The following is a 16,129-nucleotide window of genomic DNA, read 5'->3' on the forward strand; positions in this document are numbered from 1 at the left end:
TGAGCATGTTGCTGAGCTTGTCGAAGCATGTCGAAGTGTAGCGGTTGGACAGACCGTTCAATCCTGTGGAGCTACGCCCAGTAGGGAGGCTTTGAAGCAGGAATTTCTTAAAGCGATTTAAGAAGCCCGCGCTGTAATCTTTGATTCAGCGTCGGGAGTATGTCACGGAAGACTCAGGATTGCTTTTTGGATTCGGGCACGGATTGCGGCTTCTGGTTCTGTGGTGAGAAATTCAGTGAGTTTGTTTTTGATGACGATTTTTTTAGCTTCTGGAATGGCTTGCGACAAACCCTCTAGTCCGGCGATCGCCCCATAGCGAACCACCCATTCTCCGTCTTCAAGGGCCAGGAATAGACAGTCACAGACCTTTTGCTGCTGCAATTCTCGCTCAGAATCTGGCACTTTATGCCATTGAATATTTCCTAACCCTTTGGCCGCAGAGCGCCGCACACTAAAAGCAAAATCCTTATTCGCCGCCTCAATCAATAGATCCAAGGCACGGGGATCGCCAATTCCGGCAAAGATCCGTAGCATCCATGCCCGCGCCCCGTAGTTATAGCCATCAACATTTTCGAGGAGATAGGGCACAACGGCCTCGCCAATATTGATCAGACCATTGACCGCCGCGACAGCCGCCCCCGGATTATTAAATTTCAGCACTTCTACCAGAGTTGGAATAGCTTGCTCATCTTTTGTTGCGGCGAGTTGCGCCACATTTTTGACCAGGTCTTGGGCTGAGGTGGGGTTGTTAACGGCACGAATTAAAACGTCGACGGTCATGGGTTCAGAATTAGCGATCGCAAAAAATGTAGGGATTTGGTTTAAAGGTTCCTAGAGCAGACTATCCATTAATTCGAGCAATTGTAAACCGTCCGCATCGAGGGTTGCGGCTGTCCGTTGTAAATGGGATTCGAGAATGCCCTTGAGGGAAATTAACTTTAAGCTATTTTCGGCATAGGCTTTGGCGATCGCCTGACCCGCCGGAACATAGCCGATAGCGCCCAAATCTAACAGCGCAGACCGTCGCAACTGTAACTGATTTCCGTTCAGGGCTTCCATCAACTGTTCAGCGTAATGGGCTTCTTGGGTCAGTTGATATAAGGCCCGTAGTGCTGCGTAGCGAATTTTTGCGAATTCGTGATCTAAAAATGGCTCAATATCGGCGATCGCCGTCGTGGCACCAATCGTCCCTAACGCCTCAATCACCGCTTCATAGGGCTGCACTAAATGGGGTTTGCCCTCAGCCTTGACTGCCGCCGCAACGCCACCTGCGAGTAGCGCTTGTAACGCGGGAATTGCCTGCCGGTCTCCCAACATCTCCAACGATTGGGCCGCCGACTCCCGCACATAATAATCAGGACTTTCTAAACTCTCAATTAACGGTTGCACCGCTGCCGGATTGCCCAGCTTGCCCAACGCCTTTGCTGCGTTCCGACGTAGGGGATAACCTCCATCCGGCGACCGATCCGTCTCATCTTTTAACGCTGCTAGCAACGCATTTACGGCCCGCTCATCCTGCACCCGGAACTTGCCAAACCACCAAGCCGCATAATAGCGTTTACCTGTATCTTCCGTTTGTTGGATGTTGGCGATCGCCTCCTCTAGGGTCCAGGCCTCAGCCATCTGCCAGTCCGACATAAATTCTCCTTTAAATAGCCCCCACAGCAAGTCGGAGCAACAGCACTGAAACCAAAGCACTGCTACCCCGTCTAGAAAAAATATTCAAAACAACAATGTTATTAAGCTTATTCAGCGACAGAAAGAAACAACAAAATTATTCCTCGTCAGAAGCAGTCGCACCCGTATAAGGTTTAATCGAAACAATCTTGCCGCCTAGACGCAAAATCCGTTGCATCTCTTGATTCATCCGAGCATAGGGCACATTGATAAAAACACTACCACTGCGACGAAAGGCGTATTCTTGATTGTCTGTTTCTTCTGTTTGGCGCAGCCCTTGCACTTCGTAGGTAAAAACACGCGAAGCCGCTTCCGTTCCATTCGCAAATTGACTCAACATGGTTCTTTCTTGGAACTCCGTAAAAGATTTATGTACAATAAACGCTTAAGGTAAAGTCGCCAAAACCAGGCACAAAATCGAGAAGCTTAGACCCCCTCTCAAATTTTGTCCCTGATTTTCATCAATTACCCACTCCGGTAACAACTTAGAGATCACGCGAAAACGAGACCTCTAACCTTTACTGGCCAGCAGGTGAAATACTGGCGACTCTACCGCCCATCCGCTGAATTTCTTGCAGCTTCTGAGACAGACGAGAGACCGGTACGAAGAAAACGCGACTGCTACGGCGAATCCGAGGATAACGGGGCGTAGACAACGCAGCAACTTCAACCCGAACAACTTGGTCATCCGCACTCAAGCCAGTGGAACCACCAAGGGATTGACCAGGATGATAATCATCAGCCGCAGACCGGAAAGCCCAACCTTCGTTAACACCAGAAGGCCCAACCACCGCAGAGGTAGTGTTACGAGCGAGCTCTTGGGCTAAGCGAGAAGCATTCCCCGCAATTTGAGCGCGATCGCTGTTGGCATAACCCCGTTGTAGACTAAACATCCGGGTAAAACCAACGGTACGATGTCCAGTTTGAACAACATAACTACGGATGTAGGGCACAATGTTGTCCCCGAAGTTTTCCGTATATTCAGCGCTATCAATGTAAGAATTGATATCAGCTTCAAACCCTTCATTTTGATAGCGATCGAGGTGCTCAATCACTTCCGCTTCATCGTAGGGAGCCCGACCCAACAAGTGCTTGAAGTTCAGTTCAATCACACGGGTTTGGAAATTGTTGTATAAAAACTTTTCTTTATATAGCTCAGACTGGGCCACAGCACGGACAAAATCCCGCACAGAAATAAACCCATTCGTGAACAAAGATTCCGCAGCTGTTAAACGCTCAGAAGACATGACATAGTCATTGCCTAAAACCTGGCGATAAACGGCGCGGATGACGGTTTGTGCATCATCTCGAGAATAGTTAGCGCGCAGTTCGACGGGTGATTGGTCAAACGCAGCGGTTCCCAAGCGAGAGGCAGCGACAGTAACTGGCATTTGCCTAATACTCCTTGTTAAACCAATGTTTTTAGATAGAGCAAGACCCGGAGAAGCAAGTAGAACCCAACACTTAAGCTGAAAACCACTTACCCATCCGGGCCTAGACTAAGCAAAATTAGCTGAGGGCGTTAATTGCGTAGTCGATGTAGTTGTTAGTTTCAGTAGCAGCATCGCCAGTCAAACCATGGTTTGCTTTGATGTGCTTGAGAGCTTCAACATACCAGCTGGGAGAAAGATCGAAAGTACGGTTGATTTCGTCAACACCAGCGATGAGGTACTCATCCATGGGGCCAGTACCACCAGCAACTAGGCAGTAGGTAACCATGCGGAGGTAGTAACCGATGTCACGAGCACACTTGTCTTTACCGCGCTGGTCAGCAGCGAAGTTGTTGCCAGGAGTGCTGGTGGTGTAGGGGAACTTGCTGTAAACCGCTTGAGCAGCACCATTAACGAGAGTGTCAGCTTTTGCAGTCAACGTTTGAGCCGCTTCAAGGGCGAAAGCACCTTGACGAAGACGACCATAGAGGTACTGGAGCTCAGTGTTGCTGAGGAAACGGCCTTGAGAATCAGCGAGTGCTACTGCTTCGGTAAGAGGGGTTTTCATTGTCAGATTATCTCCCTATGGATTATCAATAATTTTCTTTAAAAGGGCGCCTTACAGTATCGGTAAGACTTAAAACGAAAAATGTCAGAGTTGAATTAAAAAAGATTATTCAACAGCTTTTGCAGCAGTTTCGAAGTAGAGTTCGATTTCCTGTTGGAGAGAGCTGCAGTCACCGGGAGTTACACCAGCGGGATCCATAACAATCGCTACAGCAGCTTTACCCATTGCACGTACACCAGCAGCAACGGAAGCACCGGGAACACCAAGCGCAACGTAGGTTTCACGGAGGCCATTGAGGCAGCGGTCGTTGAGTACAGACGCATCACCAGTGAAGGTTGCGTAGGTTACATAACGGAGGATGATTTCCATGTCGCGAAGACAAGCAGCCATGCGACGGTTGGTGTAAGCATTTCCACCGGGAGCGATGAGTTGGGGCTGGTCAGCGAAGAGTTGACGAGCAGCGTTGGTAACGATGGAAGACGCATTGTTGGTCATGCGGCTTACGGCATCAGAACGCTTGGTACCTTCGGCAACAACTTTTTTGAGAGCTTCGAGCTTGTCGCTAGAAATGAACTCACCTCGGGCATCAGCCTGAGAAACAACCCGGGTAAAAATATCAAACATGTTTTTATCTCCTACTTATATTTTGATGAGTGGGATTTATTTTGTGCGGTTTGCTTACTAACAAGAGTGAAGCAAGTGCTGAGGGGCTCTCTTGCTGAAAACAAAATCTTAGAGTCGATAAAAGGTTTTGTTTTCGAGTTGGAAACTTAATCCCCAAAGCCAATTAAGAGTGTCAACTATTTTTGCTTGTTTTTCACCTTGGCATTTAAGAAACTTTACATTCATTGAATTTTTCAGATTCTCAAAGTTGCCAGATAAAGTTCATGCTAGTTCCTTGGAACCTATGGGGTTTCTAAGGAGTACTGCGAGTGACTCTTAATCTTAGGTAAATGTTATACAACGTCTGCCGGCATTTAAACATTACATCTTGTAAAAAGATCTGTCACAAAACTTCATGTTTATAGGCGATCGCCGCTAATTTTCTCAGGGAGTGCTTGGGCTAGACAGAAGAAGAGTAGGGCATTTGCAGGGTTGAGCAGAGCCGTTTTTAAGTGGACTCCCCCTAAGGTTAGATCTCTGAATTTCCAAAATTCCGCAGAAAATCAACTCAGGAAACCAAGTAGAAAGACCGGATTAATGAGTCGATATACTCAGGGACTTTCTGCTCTAGGTCAGACTTTTTGAGCGGCTCAAGTATTGATTGGGTAACGTAACAAAATGTGAACTCACATAAAAAACCTCCCTTGGGTAAGGAAGGTTAGGAAAAATTTCTTTAGATTGTTTTAAGGATTTCCTGGGAGGATTTATCCTTCGGTTTCGGAACCAGTGGCAGTCCCTCGGAAGATAACATCGGACTCTTTAACAAAGCCACTGTAAGCTTCCATGCCGTGTTCACCAATGTCGAGACCCCGGAGTTCCTCGTCTTTTTCGACGCGAATTCCACCAAGGACTGCCGATAGGGCATACCAAACAATAAAGCTAAAGGCGACGGTAAAGCCACCAATGGATAGGATACCGACGATTTGGGCAATCAGCTGTTGGATGCCACCGCCAGTGAATAAACCTCCATCCATCTTGAACAGACCAACGGCAAGAGTTCCCCAGATACCGCAGACGAGGTGTACAGAGGTCGCACCAACGGGGTCATCGATTTTAATAGCATCGAAGAAGGCCACAGAGAAGACGACGAGTACACCGGCGATCGCCCCGATGATCACAGCAGAAAAGAAACTGACGCCATCACAACCGGCTGTAATCCCAACGAGACCAGCCAAAATACCGTTAATAATCATAGACAGGTCTGGCTTCCCATCTTTGATCCAAGAGGTTGCGGTTGCGGTGATTCCCCCAGCTGCAGCCGAAAGGTTTGTAGTGATTGCGATGTAAGGCACCGCAGCATCTGCTGCCAATTGAGAACCGGGGTTAAAACCAAACCAGCCAATCCAAAGAATTAGACAGCCTAAGGTCGCAATACTCATGTTGTGACCAGGAATGGCGTGGACTTGACCATCACGGTATTTGCCGAGGCGAGGCCCGACTACTGCAGCACCCACAAGGGCAGCCCAACCACCAACGGAGTGAACAATGGTTGAACCAGCAAAATCATGGAAACCAAATAAAGCAGCCCCTTCTTCATCCACACCGAGGAAAGGGAGTGCAGACAGCCATTCGCCATCCCACTGCCAGTGACCTGTAATGGGATAGGAAATCGCCACTAAAAGGAAGCTGAAAATCAAGAAAGCGTCGAATTTAATCCTCTCAGCGACAGCCCCAGAGACGATGGTGGCAGCGGTGGCGGCGAAGGCAACCTGGAACAGGAAGGAGACACTTTCCGGTACGAACTGAAGAATTTGAACTGTTTCACCATCAATAACTTCTTCGATGTACCATTCACTACCATCTCCACTGTAGGGAATACTACTACCGTTGAAGAAAAAGCCCTTCAGACCGATAAAAGTATTTCCATCGCCATACATAAAGGCATAACCAACCGCCCAATAAGCAATGGTGGCAACGGCGAAGACGATCAAGTTTTTGGAGAGGATATTGACCGCATTTTTTTGACGACAAAAACCAGCTTCAAGCATTCCGAACCCTGCATTCATGAAAATAACAAGGACGGACGCAATCAACAGGAAGATCGTGTCTAGGATAATTTGGACTTGACCTGCGGCATCGACGGCGTCGGATTGTGCCATTGCTGCAGTCCCCCAAACGACGGTGATAATCGCCGCTAAGGGAATACAGGCAAGCCAGGCAGGGGAGAAATGACGGGAGAGCTGACGGGCAAAGCGAAGCACCACACTGTTATCTGTTGTGTGGGGAGACCGCATGTCTTCCCGTGCCCATCCACGTTGTTGAAAAGTTGACTTAGGCATTAGTTTGAGATGTTGTTTAGGCATTCACTCAATGGAATAACACAGGCAAAATTCGCTAATGGTAGCAGAAGTAACCTTTTGAAAAGCCATCAACGAAAGTTGCCGAAAAATCATCTATGGTCTGAAGCTGCACCAAGCTCGGTCTGGCACCTAAGGGCCTTAAAGTTTTCATGGTGATGGGATTTGGGGTTTTCACCATTGAGGACTTGCTGACATTTATTCAGAGCAAAGATGTTTTCAAAAAATCAAATCCCAACGCAAGTTTAAGGACTGATTGCGGTTATTCTAAGGCACCCTGGTTTTTAAAATGTTTACCACTAACATTCTGTATAAAATGATACGCTTCAGACAGATTAAAGGGAGAATTAGAATAGCTCTAACCCTTACGACACAAGCTTTTTGGAAGGTCTGTTCTAAGACTGCTGCAATTTACCAAACGGGGTCACTAAAGAGATGAATGGTGATTTCAGGGCGATCGCCAGGGATGCCACTAATGCAAGCGCAGAGATTTGTACCATCGTCTAATTCCACTTCGCAAGCATGGCATGAGCCCATCAAGCAGCCTGTGGGGATCGCCACCCCAGCCCGCCGCGCCACTTCGATCATCGGTTCCCCTGCGGTGGCGGTGACGGTAACATCATTGGGCATAAAGCGAACGGCGATCGCGGACATAAAAGCGTAAAACTCCAGGAGTTGAAGACAATAAACTAAACTAGGAAATCCCCACTAACCACAGGCGACAAGAATTCCAGCGGAAAACATTTTAGGGACCGTTACTGCGTAAAATGATAATCCGTTATAATGGCTCCCTGCATTGGGATGCTTTCCACAAAGCCATCAGAGCCACTCATTTTAACAAAAATAAGCTTTAAGAAAATTTGCGACAAGGAGAAACGTTTGGTGACTACAGCCTTAAACACAACCAAATCCGAAGAGATTTTTAGTGCCGCCCAAAAGCTGATGCCTGGTGGTGTTAGCTCCCCGGTGCGGGCCTTTAAATCCGTTGGCGGACAGCCCATTGTTTTTGATCGCGTCAAAGGCTCCCGCGTTTGGGACGTCGATGGCAACGAGTACATTGACTATGTGGGCACTTGGGGGCCAGCCATCTGCGGCCATGCCAATGATGAAGTTAATGCAGCACTCCGGGAAACCCTCGAAAAAGGAACAAGCTTTGGTGCCCCTTGCCTCAAAGAAAATATCTTGGCTGAAATGGTGATCAATGCAGTTCCCAGCATTGAAATGGTGCGCTTTGTGAATTCCGGTACGGAAGCTTGCATGTCGGTGTTACGTTTGATGCGAGCTTTCACGGGGCGAGAAAAAATCATCAAATTTGAAGGTTGCTACCACGGCCATGCTGATATGTTCCTGGTTCAGGCCGGATCTGGGGTGGCAACCCTCGGTTTACCTGATTCTCCTGGTGTGCCCAAAACCACCACTGCCGCCACATTGACTGCCCCTTATAACGACCTTGAAGCGGTCAAAAAATTATTCGCAGAAAATCCCGGTGAAATTGCCGGAGTGATCCTAGAGCCTGTGGTCGGTAATTCTGGGTTTGTAGTTCCCGATGCCGGTTTCCTCGAAGGATTGCGGGAAATTACCAAAGAACATGACGCCTTACTGGTTTTTGATGAGGTGATGACAGGCTTCCGAATTTCCTATGGTGGTGCCCAAGAAAAATTTGGCGTGACCCCAGATCTCACCACCCTGGGTAAAGTGATTGGTGGCGGGCTGCCTGTAGGAGCCTATGGTGGCCGCAAAGACATTATGTCCATGGTGGCTCCGGCGGGGCCGATGTACCAGGCAGGCACCCTCTCAGGGAACCCCTTAGCGATGACAGCGGGCATTAAAACCCTTGAATTACTCCAACGTCCTGGTATGTACGGGCAATTGGAAACCATCACGAAAAAGTTAATTGATGGCTTGTTGAGCATTGCCCGGGAAGCGGGTCATGAAGTCACGGGTGGTAACATCAGTGGTATGTTCGGCATGTTTTTCACGGGAGAACCTGTCCGTAATTACGAAGATGCGAAGAAATCGGACTTACACAAGTTCAGCCGCTATCACCGTGGGATGTTGGAACAGGGAATTTATCTTGCCCCCTCTCAGTTTGAGGCTGGTTTTACCTCCCTTGCCCACACCGATGAAGATATTGAAAAAACCTTGGCCGCAGCTAAAGTGGTCTTGAATAATCTCTAAAGCCTAAATTTCGGTTCTATTTTTGAGATATAGTGTTCCCTCTTTCTGTCACGAAAGGGGGAATTTTTCTGGGAATCGCGAGGGGATGAATCCGCTACAATTGCTTAAAAATTCTGTTTTCGGGGGTTTATGAGCCAAGGGAAACCAAATCCATCGCCTGAGGGGACTGAGCTTAAGGGAAAGTCTCCCGAATCTGAATTAACAACGGCCTCGGAGCAGGCGGGATCTCAACCGGTAAAAATTCCACCACCCCGTTCGGATTTGGCGGCACGGCACTTTTATCTGCGCAAAATTGATCCTGGTAGTCCTTGGCTTATTTCAACGGCGATCGCCGTGACGATGTTGGGGTTATTAAGCCATTGGCTTTGGCTTGGACTGTCCGGCACCCTCGTCACCCTCTTACTCTCGCTGCGGATTATTTTGCCTTCCCTGAAAAATTGGCTGGGGACTTTTTTGACCCCTGAAGAACGTCGCACCCTCATTGGCGTAGTGGCTTTTGTGGTGGCGATCGCCAGTTTGTTGAGATTTCTCGGTTTTTATCGATTGGTGAGCCATTGGCTCAACCAGATTGTCTGGGATGAATTTGGCTCCTGGGCGGACTGGGTAGGGGCTTTGGGGCAAATTATGATTGCTGTACTGGCCGTTTATGTCGCCTGGGAACAATACGTGATCTCCCGTGATTTGACCATCCAACAAAACCGCATTACCCAGCAGCAAACCATTGATACCTATTTCCAAGGGATTTCTGACCTCGCCCTGAACGAAGAAGGACTTTTAGAAGACTGGCCCCAAGAAAGGGCGATCGCCGAAGGGAGAACCGCCGCCATTTTGAGCAGTGTCGATGCTGGTGGGAAAGCAAAAATTCTGCGATTTCTTTCCCAATCCCGATTTTTGACCCCCCTGAAGCGGGATGGTCGTTTGGGACGCGCAATCCTCGATGGCACGGGTAGCTATGCCGAAGACCGAGAATGGGGCGTCCGCGTGATCGATTTAGGGGTAATGCTGGCAGGGGCAAATCTCGCCAACATGGATCTGCGCTGGACAGAGCTCAGTGAAGCCAATTTAGTCCGGGCGAACTTACAAAACTGCGACCTAGTCCGGGCAAATCTTTCTCGCACCATTTTGGTGGATGCAAATCTGCGGCTGGCGGACGTGAAAGGCACAATTTTCTTTTATGGCCCCTTTGAAACGGCGAGTCCCCGCATTAAAGCAAAGTTACCCAACTACCGCACTGGCGAATATACGGGGGCCGTGGTGGAAAATGTTGACTTTACAAACGTAAAGCGTATGAATGAAGAGCTACGTTATTATTGCTGTGCTTGGTGCGGCGAAAAAAGTCGGGCCACGGTTCCTGGGGGCTGCGAGGGAATTCCGAATAAGTTGGGCCGTTAAATTAGCCGTAAAAGTAACTGTCTAACTCGTTTCCGCTTTAACCCAGAGGGCTAAACCACCGCCACGACCACGGGCCGCAATCACATCGGGGGAGACGTAAAAGTAACTGAAAAAGGCCTGTTTCCCAATGGTTGTTGCGTAGAAATCTTGCCTGGCCGTTTCACCGCTCCGGATTTGGCCTCGATAAAGCCTCAACCCACCCAAGCTTATGGTTATTTGCGTAAAGTCGAAGGCGAGTAACCGTTTTTGAGTCTGAAATTTCACCGGGCCAGTTAAGGATAAATGCAGTGGCCCCAAGTGAACTTTGTTAGTAACGCTGCCCCGCTGCCAATTCGTTGTTGGGTCTTGCTCCGTCAGAGCGTCATAGGCGATCGCCACCGTGACCCACTGGGGTAAATAGCGTCCCTGACCCAGCACTTTTCCCGCTTGTTTTTGGGCTTTTTTGGTGCCCGTAATAAAGGTGAGCTGCCAGGTACCCAAGAGAGAAACAAAAGAATAGGTCAGCTTCTCCCGTTTGGCCGTTTTTTCCAGGCCAAGCAACTGTGCCGTGAGGGCCTCTGGGGTGGGTCGCCGCTGCGAATTCAAAAGAACAGCACGGGTCAAAATGTCGGCTTGGGCAGTCATAAAAAAGGGGATTCATCCTTGGTGTATGGTTTTCCGGTGAAAATTTATCCAGTGAAAATTTAGCTGTGGTAGTCACAACCATTGGCGTTAGATTTTCCAGGGCGGCGATCGCCATGGAGATTATTTTAAGAAATTGACTAAGGTCTGGAGTTTGTCCCAAGCTGCCCCGCTAGCCATCACTGTCTGGGCTTTTTGGACGCCCGCGAGATGATCCCCCCAAGGCACCACTTCCGCCACCTGGAGCGCCAACCCCGCATTCAAAGCCACCGCATCCCGTTGAGCCTGGGTTCCTTTCCCCTGGAGAATATTCGTTAAAATCTCTTGGTTTACAGGCACATCGCCGCCCTTCAACGCTTGCAAGGAAACAGGCGTTAAACCCAAAGTGACGGGATCTAAAACGCTAGTTGTGACTGCACCACCATTCACAAGGGCCAAATCCGTTTTATCCCCAAGGCCCGCTTCATCTAAGCCTTCCCGACCATGGAGCACCATCGCCTTAGGGGTTCCCAGTTGATTGAGCGCTTGGGCCATCCGTTCAATAAACTGCGAATCATAAACACCAATAATCTGGCCTGTGGGCTGGAGGGGATTGACCAACGGCCCCAACAGATTAAACACCGTACGAATCTTGAGTTCGCGGCGGATCGGGGCCACACTTTTCATCGCCGGATGCCAGCCAGGGGCAAACAGGAACGTAATGCCCACCGCATCAAGGGCCCCATGGACTTTTTCCGTAGGAGCGCCAAGGTTGACCCCTAGGGCTTCTAAAACATCCGCTGAGCCGACTTTGCTCGAAGCTGAGCGATTACCATGTTTAGCAACTTTGACCCCAGCGGCTGCTGTCACGAAGGCCACCGCCGTCGAAATATTAAAAGTAGAAGAACCATCTCCCCCGGTGCCGCAGGTATCAATCACCGGTTGCCCATGGCTTAACAGCTGTTGCTGTCGGGATTGGGCTTTGAGGACTTGGGCCATCCCCGTCAGCTCATCAGCCGAAACCCCCTTTGTTTGTAGGGCCGCAAGTATAGCTCCAGATAGGGCTGGAGAAATTGCCTCTTGTAGCCAACCTTCCATGAGTTGAGAGGCTTGGGTTTGGCTTAGGGATTCGCCATTGATGAGTTGTTGGAGGAGAGCAGACCAATTTGGAGTTGTCATAGATTCGAGGCAAACGTGCTAGAGAGGTTTTCCAAAAACTTTATCGGATTCCCTCCCTTTCCGAGAATCTTTTAGAATATCCTTTGGAAAAATTTTGTTAAATGTCAGGCAAGTTGAGGGTTATGAAGGTTTTAGCGCGCATTGTTGTTTTAGGTTTCGTCATTTTCGGGCTTTGTTGGGGGACACCGGCTTACGGGGCCAGTCCTGCGGCCACATCCCGGTCGGCGATCGATAGTGAAGATCTTGCAGGCAGCAATTTTGCGGGGCAAAATCTCCAGGGGGTTGAATTTTCCCAGGTGAACCTTACCAACGCAGATTTAAGTGGCAGCGATCTCCGGGGGGCGGTTTTCAACAGTACACTTCTGGAAGCGACAAATCTCCACGGGGCCGATTTTAGCAATGGCATCGCCTATCTTTCCAAGTTTACGGAGGCGGATTTAACCGATGCGATTTTTGTGGAGGCGATCCTTTTGCGATCTACCTTTGAGAATGCAAAGATTGACGGCGCAGATTTTAGTTTTGCCGTGTTAGACGGGCCACAACAGAAAAAGCTCTGTGCCGCGGCCACAGGGGTCAATTCGGTGACGGGGATTGCCACGGCTGACTCTTTGGGCTGTTAATCAAAGCCTGAACATTCGATTTTTATGGGGATGAACTGGGGGAAATGTTCCCCCTTTTTTTTGTGATCCCAGGCAAACCTAGAGGGCTTCTAGGGGGTTGACGGTATCAATGACCGAGAGGCTGGCATCTTCATTGACCGTCCAAACGTCGTAGTTTCCAGCCACGTCACCATTTTCATCAAAGTCAACGTTTCCGCTGGCACCTTGATAGTTAATCGCTTGGCCTTCACGGACTAGGGCGATCGCCTCACAGGGATCACTCACTTCTTGGCCATCGCCACTGGTGACTGCTCGGAGGTTATTTTTGATGCCTTCGCCAGTATTTACATCCGCTGCTTCGGCGGCCAACATCATGGCGATCGCCGCATCCCAGGAATGGGGCACATAGGCCGTAACCTCCTTACCTGTTTTTTCGCGCCAGAGAGCTGTAAAAGCTTCTAAAGCTGGGCCATCCGCACCGGGAACTGTCCCTAGAGCCCCCGCAATAATTGACTGACCAGCGGCGGTCGTACCTACCTGTTGGGTAAAGTCTTCACTGTAGACGCCATCGGTTAATAGAACAGTGATCCCTTCGCTCAAGCCCTGTTCATAGGCGGCTTTGAGCAATAAACTACCAGTCTCTGCGTAGAGCACCCCAAGGACAGCATCGGGTTCCCCGGCAAAAGCGGCTGCCGCTTCACTATCGAGGGTGGCGGCTTTCGGGTCATAGCGCACCGGATTATCTTTGTTGACAATGGTGCCCCCAAGGTTTTCAAAGGCTTTGATAAATTCTTGCTCAAAGCCCACGCCATAGTCATTGTTAATCACCACGGTGGAAACCCGTTCAAAACCTTGTTTTTGCGCTAAAACAGCCAAAGCAGGGGCTTGGTAGCTGTCGGGGGGCGCAGTTCTAGCCCAATAGCCATCGAAATCACCATTCGCAGCCCGTTCTGTAAACACAGGACTGGTACTGCCGGGGGAAACGAGCATCACTTGGTTCCGCACCGCAACATCAACAGCGGCACTAGACACACTACTGGCAAAGGCCCCCACAACCCCGGCGACTCTATCGACTTCCGCCAGCTTTGTCATCGCTGCCCCTCCGGCGGTGGGGTCTGTTTGGGAATCTTCTTGGATGAGGGTAACGGGTTGCTCATTGACGCCCCCGCAAGCGTTAATTGTTTCTACGGCCAGTTCTACGGCGATCGGCATATTTTGCCCAATGGAGGAAAGGTCGCCAGTGGTTGGTGTCAGGGAGCCTAACTTCAGACCCTCAGCACCAGTATTTGTACTGGTTTCGCCGTTGCCATCGGTGGGGGCAGTGGTGTCTTGGCAGGCTCCGGTGAAGGTTGCGATCGCCGCCAGGGAAAGGGCGATCGCCAAATTAAATTTCGATGTTTGCATGGTTCAGATTTTTTCAAAAAAAGATTAAAATCTCCCTCATTTTATGCACAAACCCCAGGATGCAACCCCAAGAAAGGGGAGAAGGCGATTTACAATAGTTAACATTGCTTGAGGGTAAAACTGACTATGGTTGCTGCGCCAAATTCTCCACAACTATCGACCCAACCGGCTTGGTCACGACTTTTTGCAAACCCCGCCCAACCGTTTGATTTAACGCCTCTGCCCGTTCTAGAGGGGGCAATTCCACCAGGATTGCGGGGGAGTTTGTTTCGCAATGGCCCCGGACGTTTGACACGGGGAGGGCAGGCCATGGGCCATTGGTTTGACGGCGATGGTGGCATTCTAGGGGTGTACTTTACAGAAGCAGGTGCCCAGGCCCAATATCGCTATGTAGAAACCCCCTACTTTCAGCAGGAAGCAGCAGCAGAAACCTTACTCTATCCCAACTATGGCACCCTCGCTCCGGGACAAATTTGGCAGCGGTGGGGGAAACCTGCTAAAAACTCGGCTAATACTTCTGTGTTGCCCCTGGGCGATCGCCTTTTAGCCCTGTGGGAAGGGGGGAAACCCTATGGCCTCAATGCCCAGACCCTTAAAACCTTGGGAGAGATGGATCTTGGCTTTGCCCACTCTAGCGATACCTTTTCGGCCCACCACAAAATTCACCCTGAAACTGGGGAAATTTACAATTTTGGCGTGACCTTCGGCCCCAAGGCGACATTCCAGCTTTACCGTTGTAACCCCCAGGGCGAAATTTCACAGCAGACTCATTTTTCTGTACCAGGCTTAAAGGGATTGCCGCTGGTGCATGATTTTGTCTTGGCCGGAGATTACCTCGTGTTTTGTATTCCGCCGGTGCGCCTCCAAATGGTGCCGACGCTATTGGGCCTAAAAACCGTTAGCGATGCCCTTCAGTGGCGGCCAGAACTGGGAACGACGATTGTGATCATTGATCGCCACAGCCTCCAACCGATTAGCTTTTGCCAACAGGAGGCTTGGTTCCAGTGGCACTTTACCAATGGCTATGTTGATGATCATGGCGAAATTGTGCTGGAAATGGTGCGGTTTCCAGATTTTGCCAGCAACCAACAATTCGTCGAAATTCCCCAGGGCAAAATTCAAACCTATACAAAGGGCACCCTCTGGCGTTATCGACTGGCACCGAAAACAGCCAAGGTCATTGAAGCCTACGAAATTTGCGATCGCTCCTGTGAATTTCCGATCACCCTCGAATCCCACACCGGGCAGCCTTGGCCCAAAACCTTTATGGGTGTCCACCGCCGAGAATCAGATATTGGTCACGAGATCATTAATGCGATCGCCGCCTTTGACCACCGTACAAAAACCTTCACCATGGCGGACATGGGCGCCAACCACTATCCCTCTGAACCCATCCCCGTCCAAAATCCCCAGAATCCCGATGAAATCTGGCTCTTAACCGTTGTCTTTAATGCCCCAGCTAACCGGAGTGAACTCAGAATCTACGGTGGCGATCGCCTGGAGGCTGAACCCCTTTGTATCCTAAAATTTCCTGAAATTATTCCCCCCAGCTTCCATGGCAAATGGCAGCCCGCTCTTTAAAATTCCTAAGTAAAAGTCCCAAGAAAAAACCCTCCAACTTGGAGGGTAAGGGCTAAACAATTGAATCTTTGAAAAATGTTCTTAGAGCGCGTTACCACGGGGTAGAACTTCTTCAGGGAATACAAATTGTTCGTGAATTTGGTCTTGCGGTGCCATCCATGCACGCATACCTTCGTTCAACAGAATATTCTTCGTGTAGAACGTTTCAAATTCGGGGTCTTCCGCCGCGCGGATTTCCTGGGATACAAAGTCATAGGCACGCAGGTTCAATGCTAAACCCACAATCCCCACAGAACTCATCCACAAGCCAGTCACCGGCACAAACAGCATGAAAAAGTGCAACCAACGCTTGTTGGAAAACGCAATCCCGAAAATCTGAGACCAGAAACGGTTTGCGGTCACCATCGAGTAGGTTTCTTCTGCCTGGGTCGGCTCAAAAGCGCGGAAGGTATTCGCTTGGTCACTGTCTTCAAACAGGGTGTTCTCTACCGTTGCCCCGTGGATCGCACAGAGCAGCGCACCACCGAGAATCCCTGCAACACCCATCATGTGGAAGGGGTT

Annotated in this window: 15 protein-coding genes and 1 pseudogene; 4 read left to right on the top strand and 12 right to left on the bottom strand. The window is 49.7% G+C overall.

The genetic code is table 11. The features are described 5' to 3' along the window. Nucleotides 1–162: 162 nt before the first annotated feature. The 8 genes from AACT35_RS02780 to AACT35_RS02815 all read right to left on the bottom strand — a co-directional run bounded on the left by AACT35_RS02780 (nucleotide 163) and on the right by AACT35_RS02815 (nucleotide 7,289). Nucleotides 163–780, bottom strand: a complete 618-nt coding sequence (locus AACT35_RS02780; protein WP_065711121.1) for a HEAT repeat domain-containing protein — start codon at nucleotides 778–780, stop codon at nucleotides 163–165. Between the two features lie 51 nt (nucleotides 781–831). Beyond that, nucleotides 832–1,638, bottom strand: coding sequence for a HEAT repeat domain-containing protein (locus AACT35_RS02785; RefSeq protein ID WP_099239082.1), 807 nt, complete (start codon nucleotides 1,636–1,638; stop codon nucleotides 832–834). 136 nt (nucleotides 1,639–1,774) lie between these two features. Continuing rightward, entirely contained in the window at nucleotides 1,775–2,017 is a 243-nt protein-coding gene (locus AACT35_RS02790) for a phycobilisome linker polypeptide (RefSeq protein ID WP_012307811.1), read from the bottom strand. A 178-nt stretch (nucleotides 2,018–2,195) separates the two neighbouring features. Then, on the bottom strand, nucleotides 2,196–3,068 hold the full coding sequence (locus AACT35_RS02795; RefSeq protein WP_012307810.1) for a phycobilisome linker polypeptide: 873 nt from the start codon (nucleotides 3,066–3,068) through the stop codon (nucleotides 2,196–2,198). Between the two features lie 118 nt (nucleotides 3,069–3,186). Beyond that, entirely contained in the window at nucleotides 3,187–3,675 is a 489-nt protein-coding gene (cpcA, locus tag AACT35_RS02800; RefSeq protein WP_012307809.1) for a phycocyanin subunit alpha, read from the bottom strand. Nucleotides 3,676–3,780: 105 nt separating this feature from the next. After that, nucleotides 3,781–4,299, bottom strand: a complete 519-nt coding sequence (locus tag AACT35_RS02805; protein ID WP_062435379.1) for a phycocyanin subunit beta — start codon at nucleotides 4,297–4,299, stop codon at nucleotides 3,781–3,783. Between the two features lie 743 nt (nucleotides 4,300–5,042). Then, a complete protein-coding gene (locus tag AACT35_RS02810) occupies nucleotides 5,043–6,572 on the bottom strand; it encodes an ammonium transporter (RefSeq protein ID WP_041443948.1) in 1,530 nt (509 codons plus the stop codon). A gap of 474 nt (nucleotides 6,573–7,046) precedes the next feature. Further along, the gene (locus tag AACT35_RS02815; RefSeq protein WP_099239084.1) at nucleotides 7,047–7,289 is read right to left on the bottom strand and encodes a 2Fe-2S iron-sulfur cluster-binding protein; all 243 of its coding nucleotides are present in this window, start codon (nucleotides 7,287–7,289) and stop codon (nucleotides 7,047–7,049) included. A gap of 228 nt (nucleotides 7,290–7,517) precedes the next feature. On the opposite strand from AACT35_RS02815, the gene hemL reads away from it, so the two are divergent. After that, nucleotides 7,518–8,813, top strand: a complete 1,296-nt coding sequence (hemL, locus tag AACT35_RS02820; protein ID WP_315862416.1) for a glutamate-1-semialdehyde 2,1-aminomutase — start codon at nucleotides 7,518–7,520, stop codon at nucleotides 8,811–8,813. A gap of 129 nt (nucleotides 8,814–8,942) precedes the next feature. Beyond that, nucleotides 8,943–10,205 (top strand): pentapeptide repeat-containing protein, encoded by a 1,263-nt coding sequence (locus tag AACT35_RS02825; protein WP_099239085.1) that lies wholly within the window; start codon nucleotides 8,943–8,945, stop codon nucleotides 10,203–10,205. A gap of 21 nt (nucleotides 10,206–10,226) precedes the next feature. On the opposite strand, the gene AACT35_RS02830 is transcribed toward AACT35_RS02825, so the two are convergent. After that, nucleotides 10,227–10,829: a hypothetical protein gene (locus AACT35_RS02830; RefSeq protein WP_099239087.1), complete on the bottom strand. Its 603-nt coding sequence runs from the start codon at nucleotides 10,827–10,829 to the stop codon at nucleotides 10,227–10,229. Nucleotides 10,830–10,949: 120 nt separating this feature from the next. Further along, nucleotides 10,950–11,984, bottom strand: coding sequence for an anthranilate phosphoribosyltransferase (trpD, locus tag AACT35_RS02835; protein WP_065711117.1), 1,035 nt, complete (start codon nucleotides 11,982–11,984; stop codon nucleotides 10,950–10,952). Between the two features lie 122 nt (nucleotides 11,985–12,106). On the opposite strand from trpD, the gene AACT35_RS02840 reads away from it, so the two are divergent. Beyond that, a complete protein-coding gene (locus AACT35_RS02840; protein WP_099239089.1) occupies nucleotides 12,107–12,604 on the top strand; it encodes a pentapeptide repeat-containing protein in 498 nt (165 codons plus the stop codon). A gap of 78 nt (nucleotides 12,605–12,682) precedes the next feature. On the opposite strand, the gene AACT35_RS02845 is transcribed toward AACT35_RS02840, so the two are convergent. Then, nucleotides 12,683–13,987 (bottom strand): ABC transporter substrate-binding protein, encoded by a 1,305-nt coding sequence (locus AACT35_RS02845; protein ID WP_099239091.1) that lies wholly within the window; start codon nucleotides 13,985–13,987, stop codon nucleotides 12,683–12,685. 126 nt (nucleotides 13,988–14,113) lie between these two features. Between AACT35_RS02845 and AACT35_RS02850 the strand changes: the two genes are divergently transcribed. Continuing rightward, entirely contained in the window at nucleotides 14,114–15,568 is a 1,455-nt protein-coding gene (locus AACT35_RS02850) for a carotenoid oxygenase family protein (RefSeq protein ID WP_099239093.1), read from the top strand. 81 nt (nucleotides 15,569–15,649) lie between these two features. Here the strand turns inward: AACT35_RS02850 and AACT35_RS02855 are convergent. Next, nucleotides 15,650–16,129, bottom strand: a pseudogene (locus AACT35_RS02855) (photosystem II D2 protein (photosystem q(a) protein)); the annotation flags it as partial.

The sequence above is a fragment of the Synechococcus sp. BDU 130192 genome (assembly GCF_963876085.1).
Classification (GTDB): domain Bacteria; phylum Cyanobacteriota; class Cyanobacteriia; order Cyanobacteriales; family MRBY01; genus MRBY01.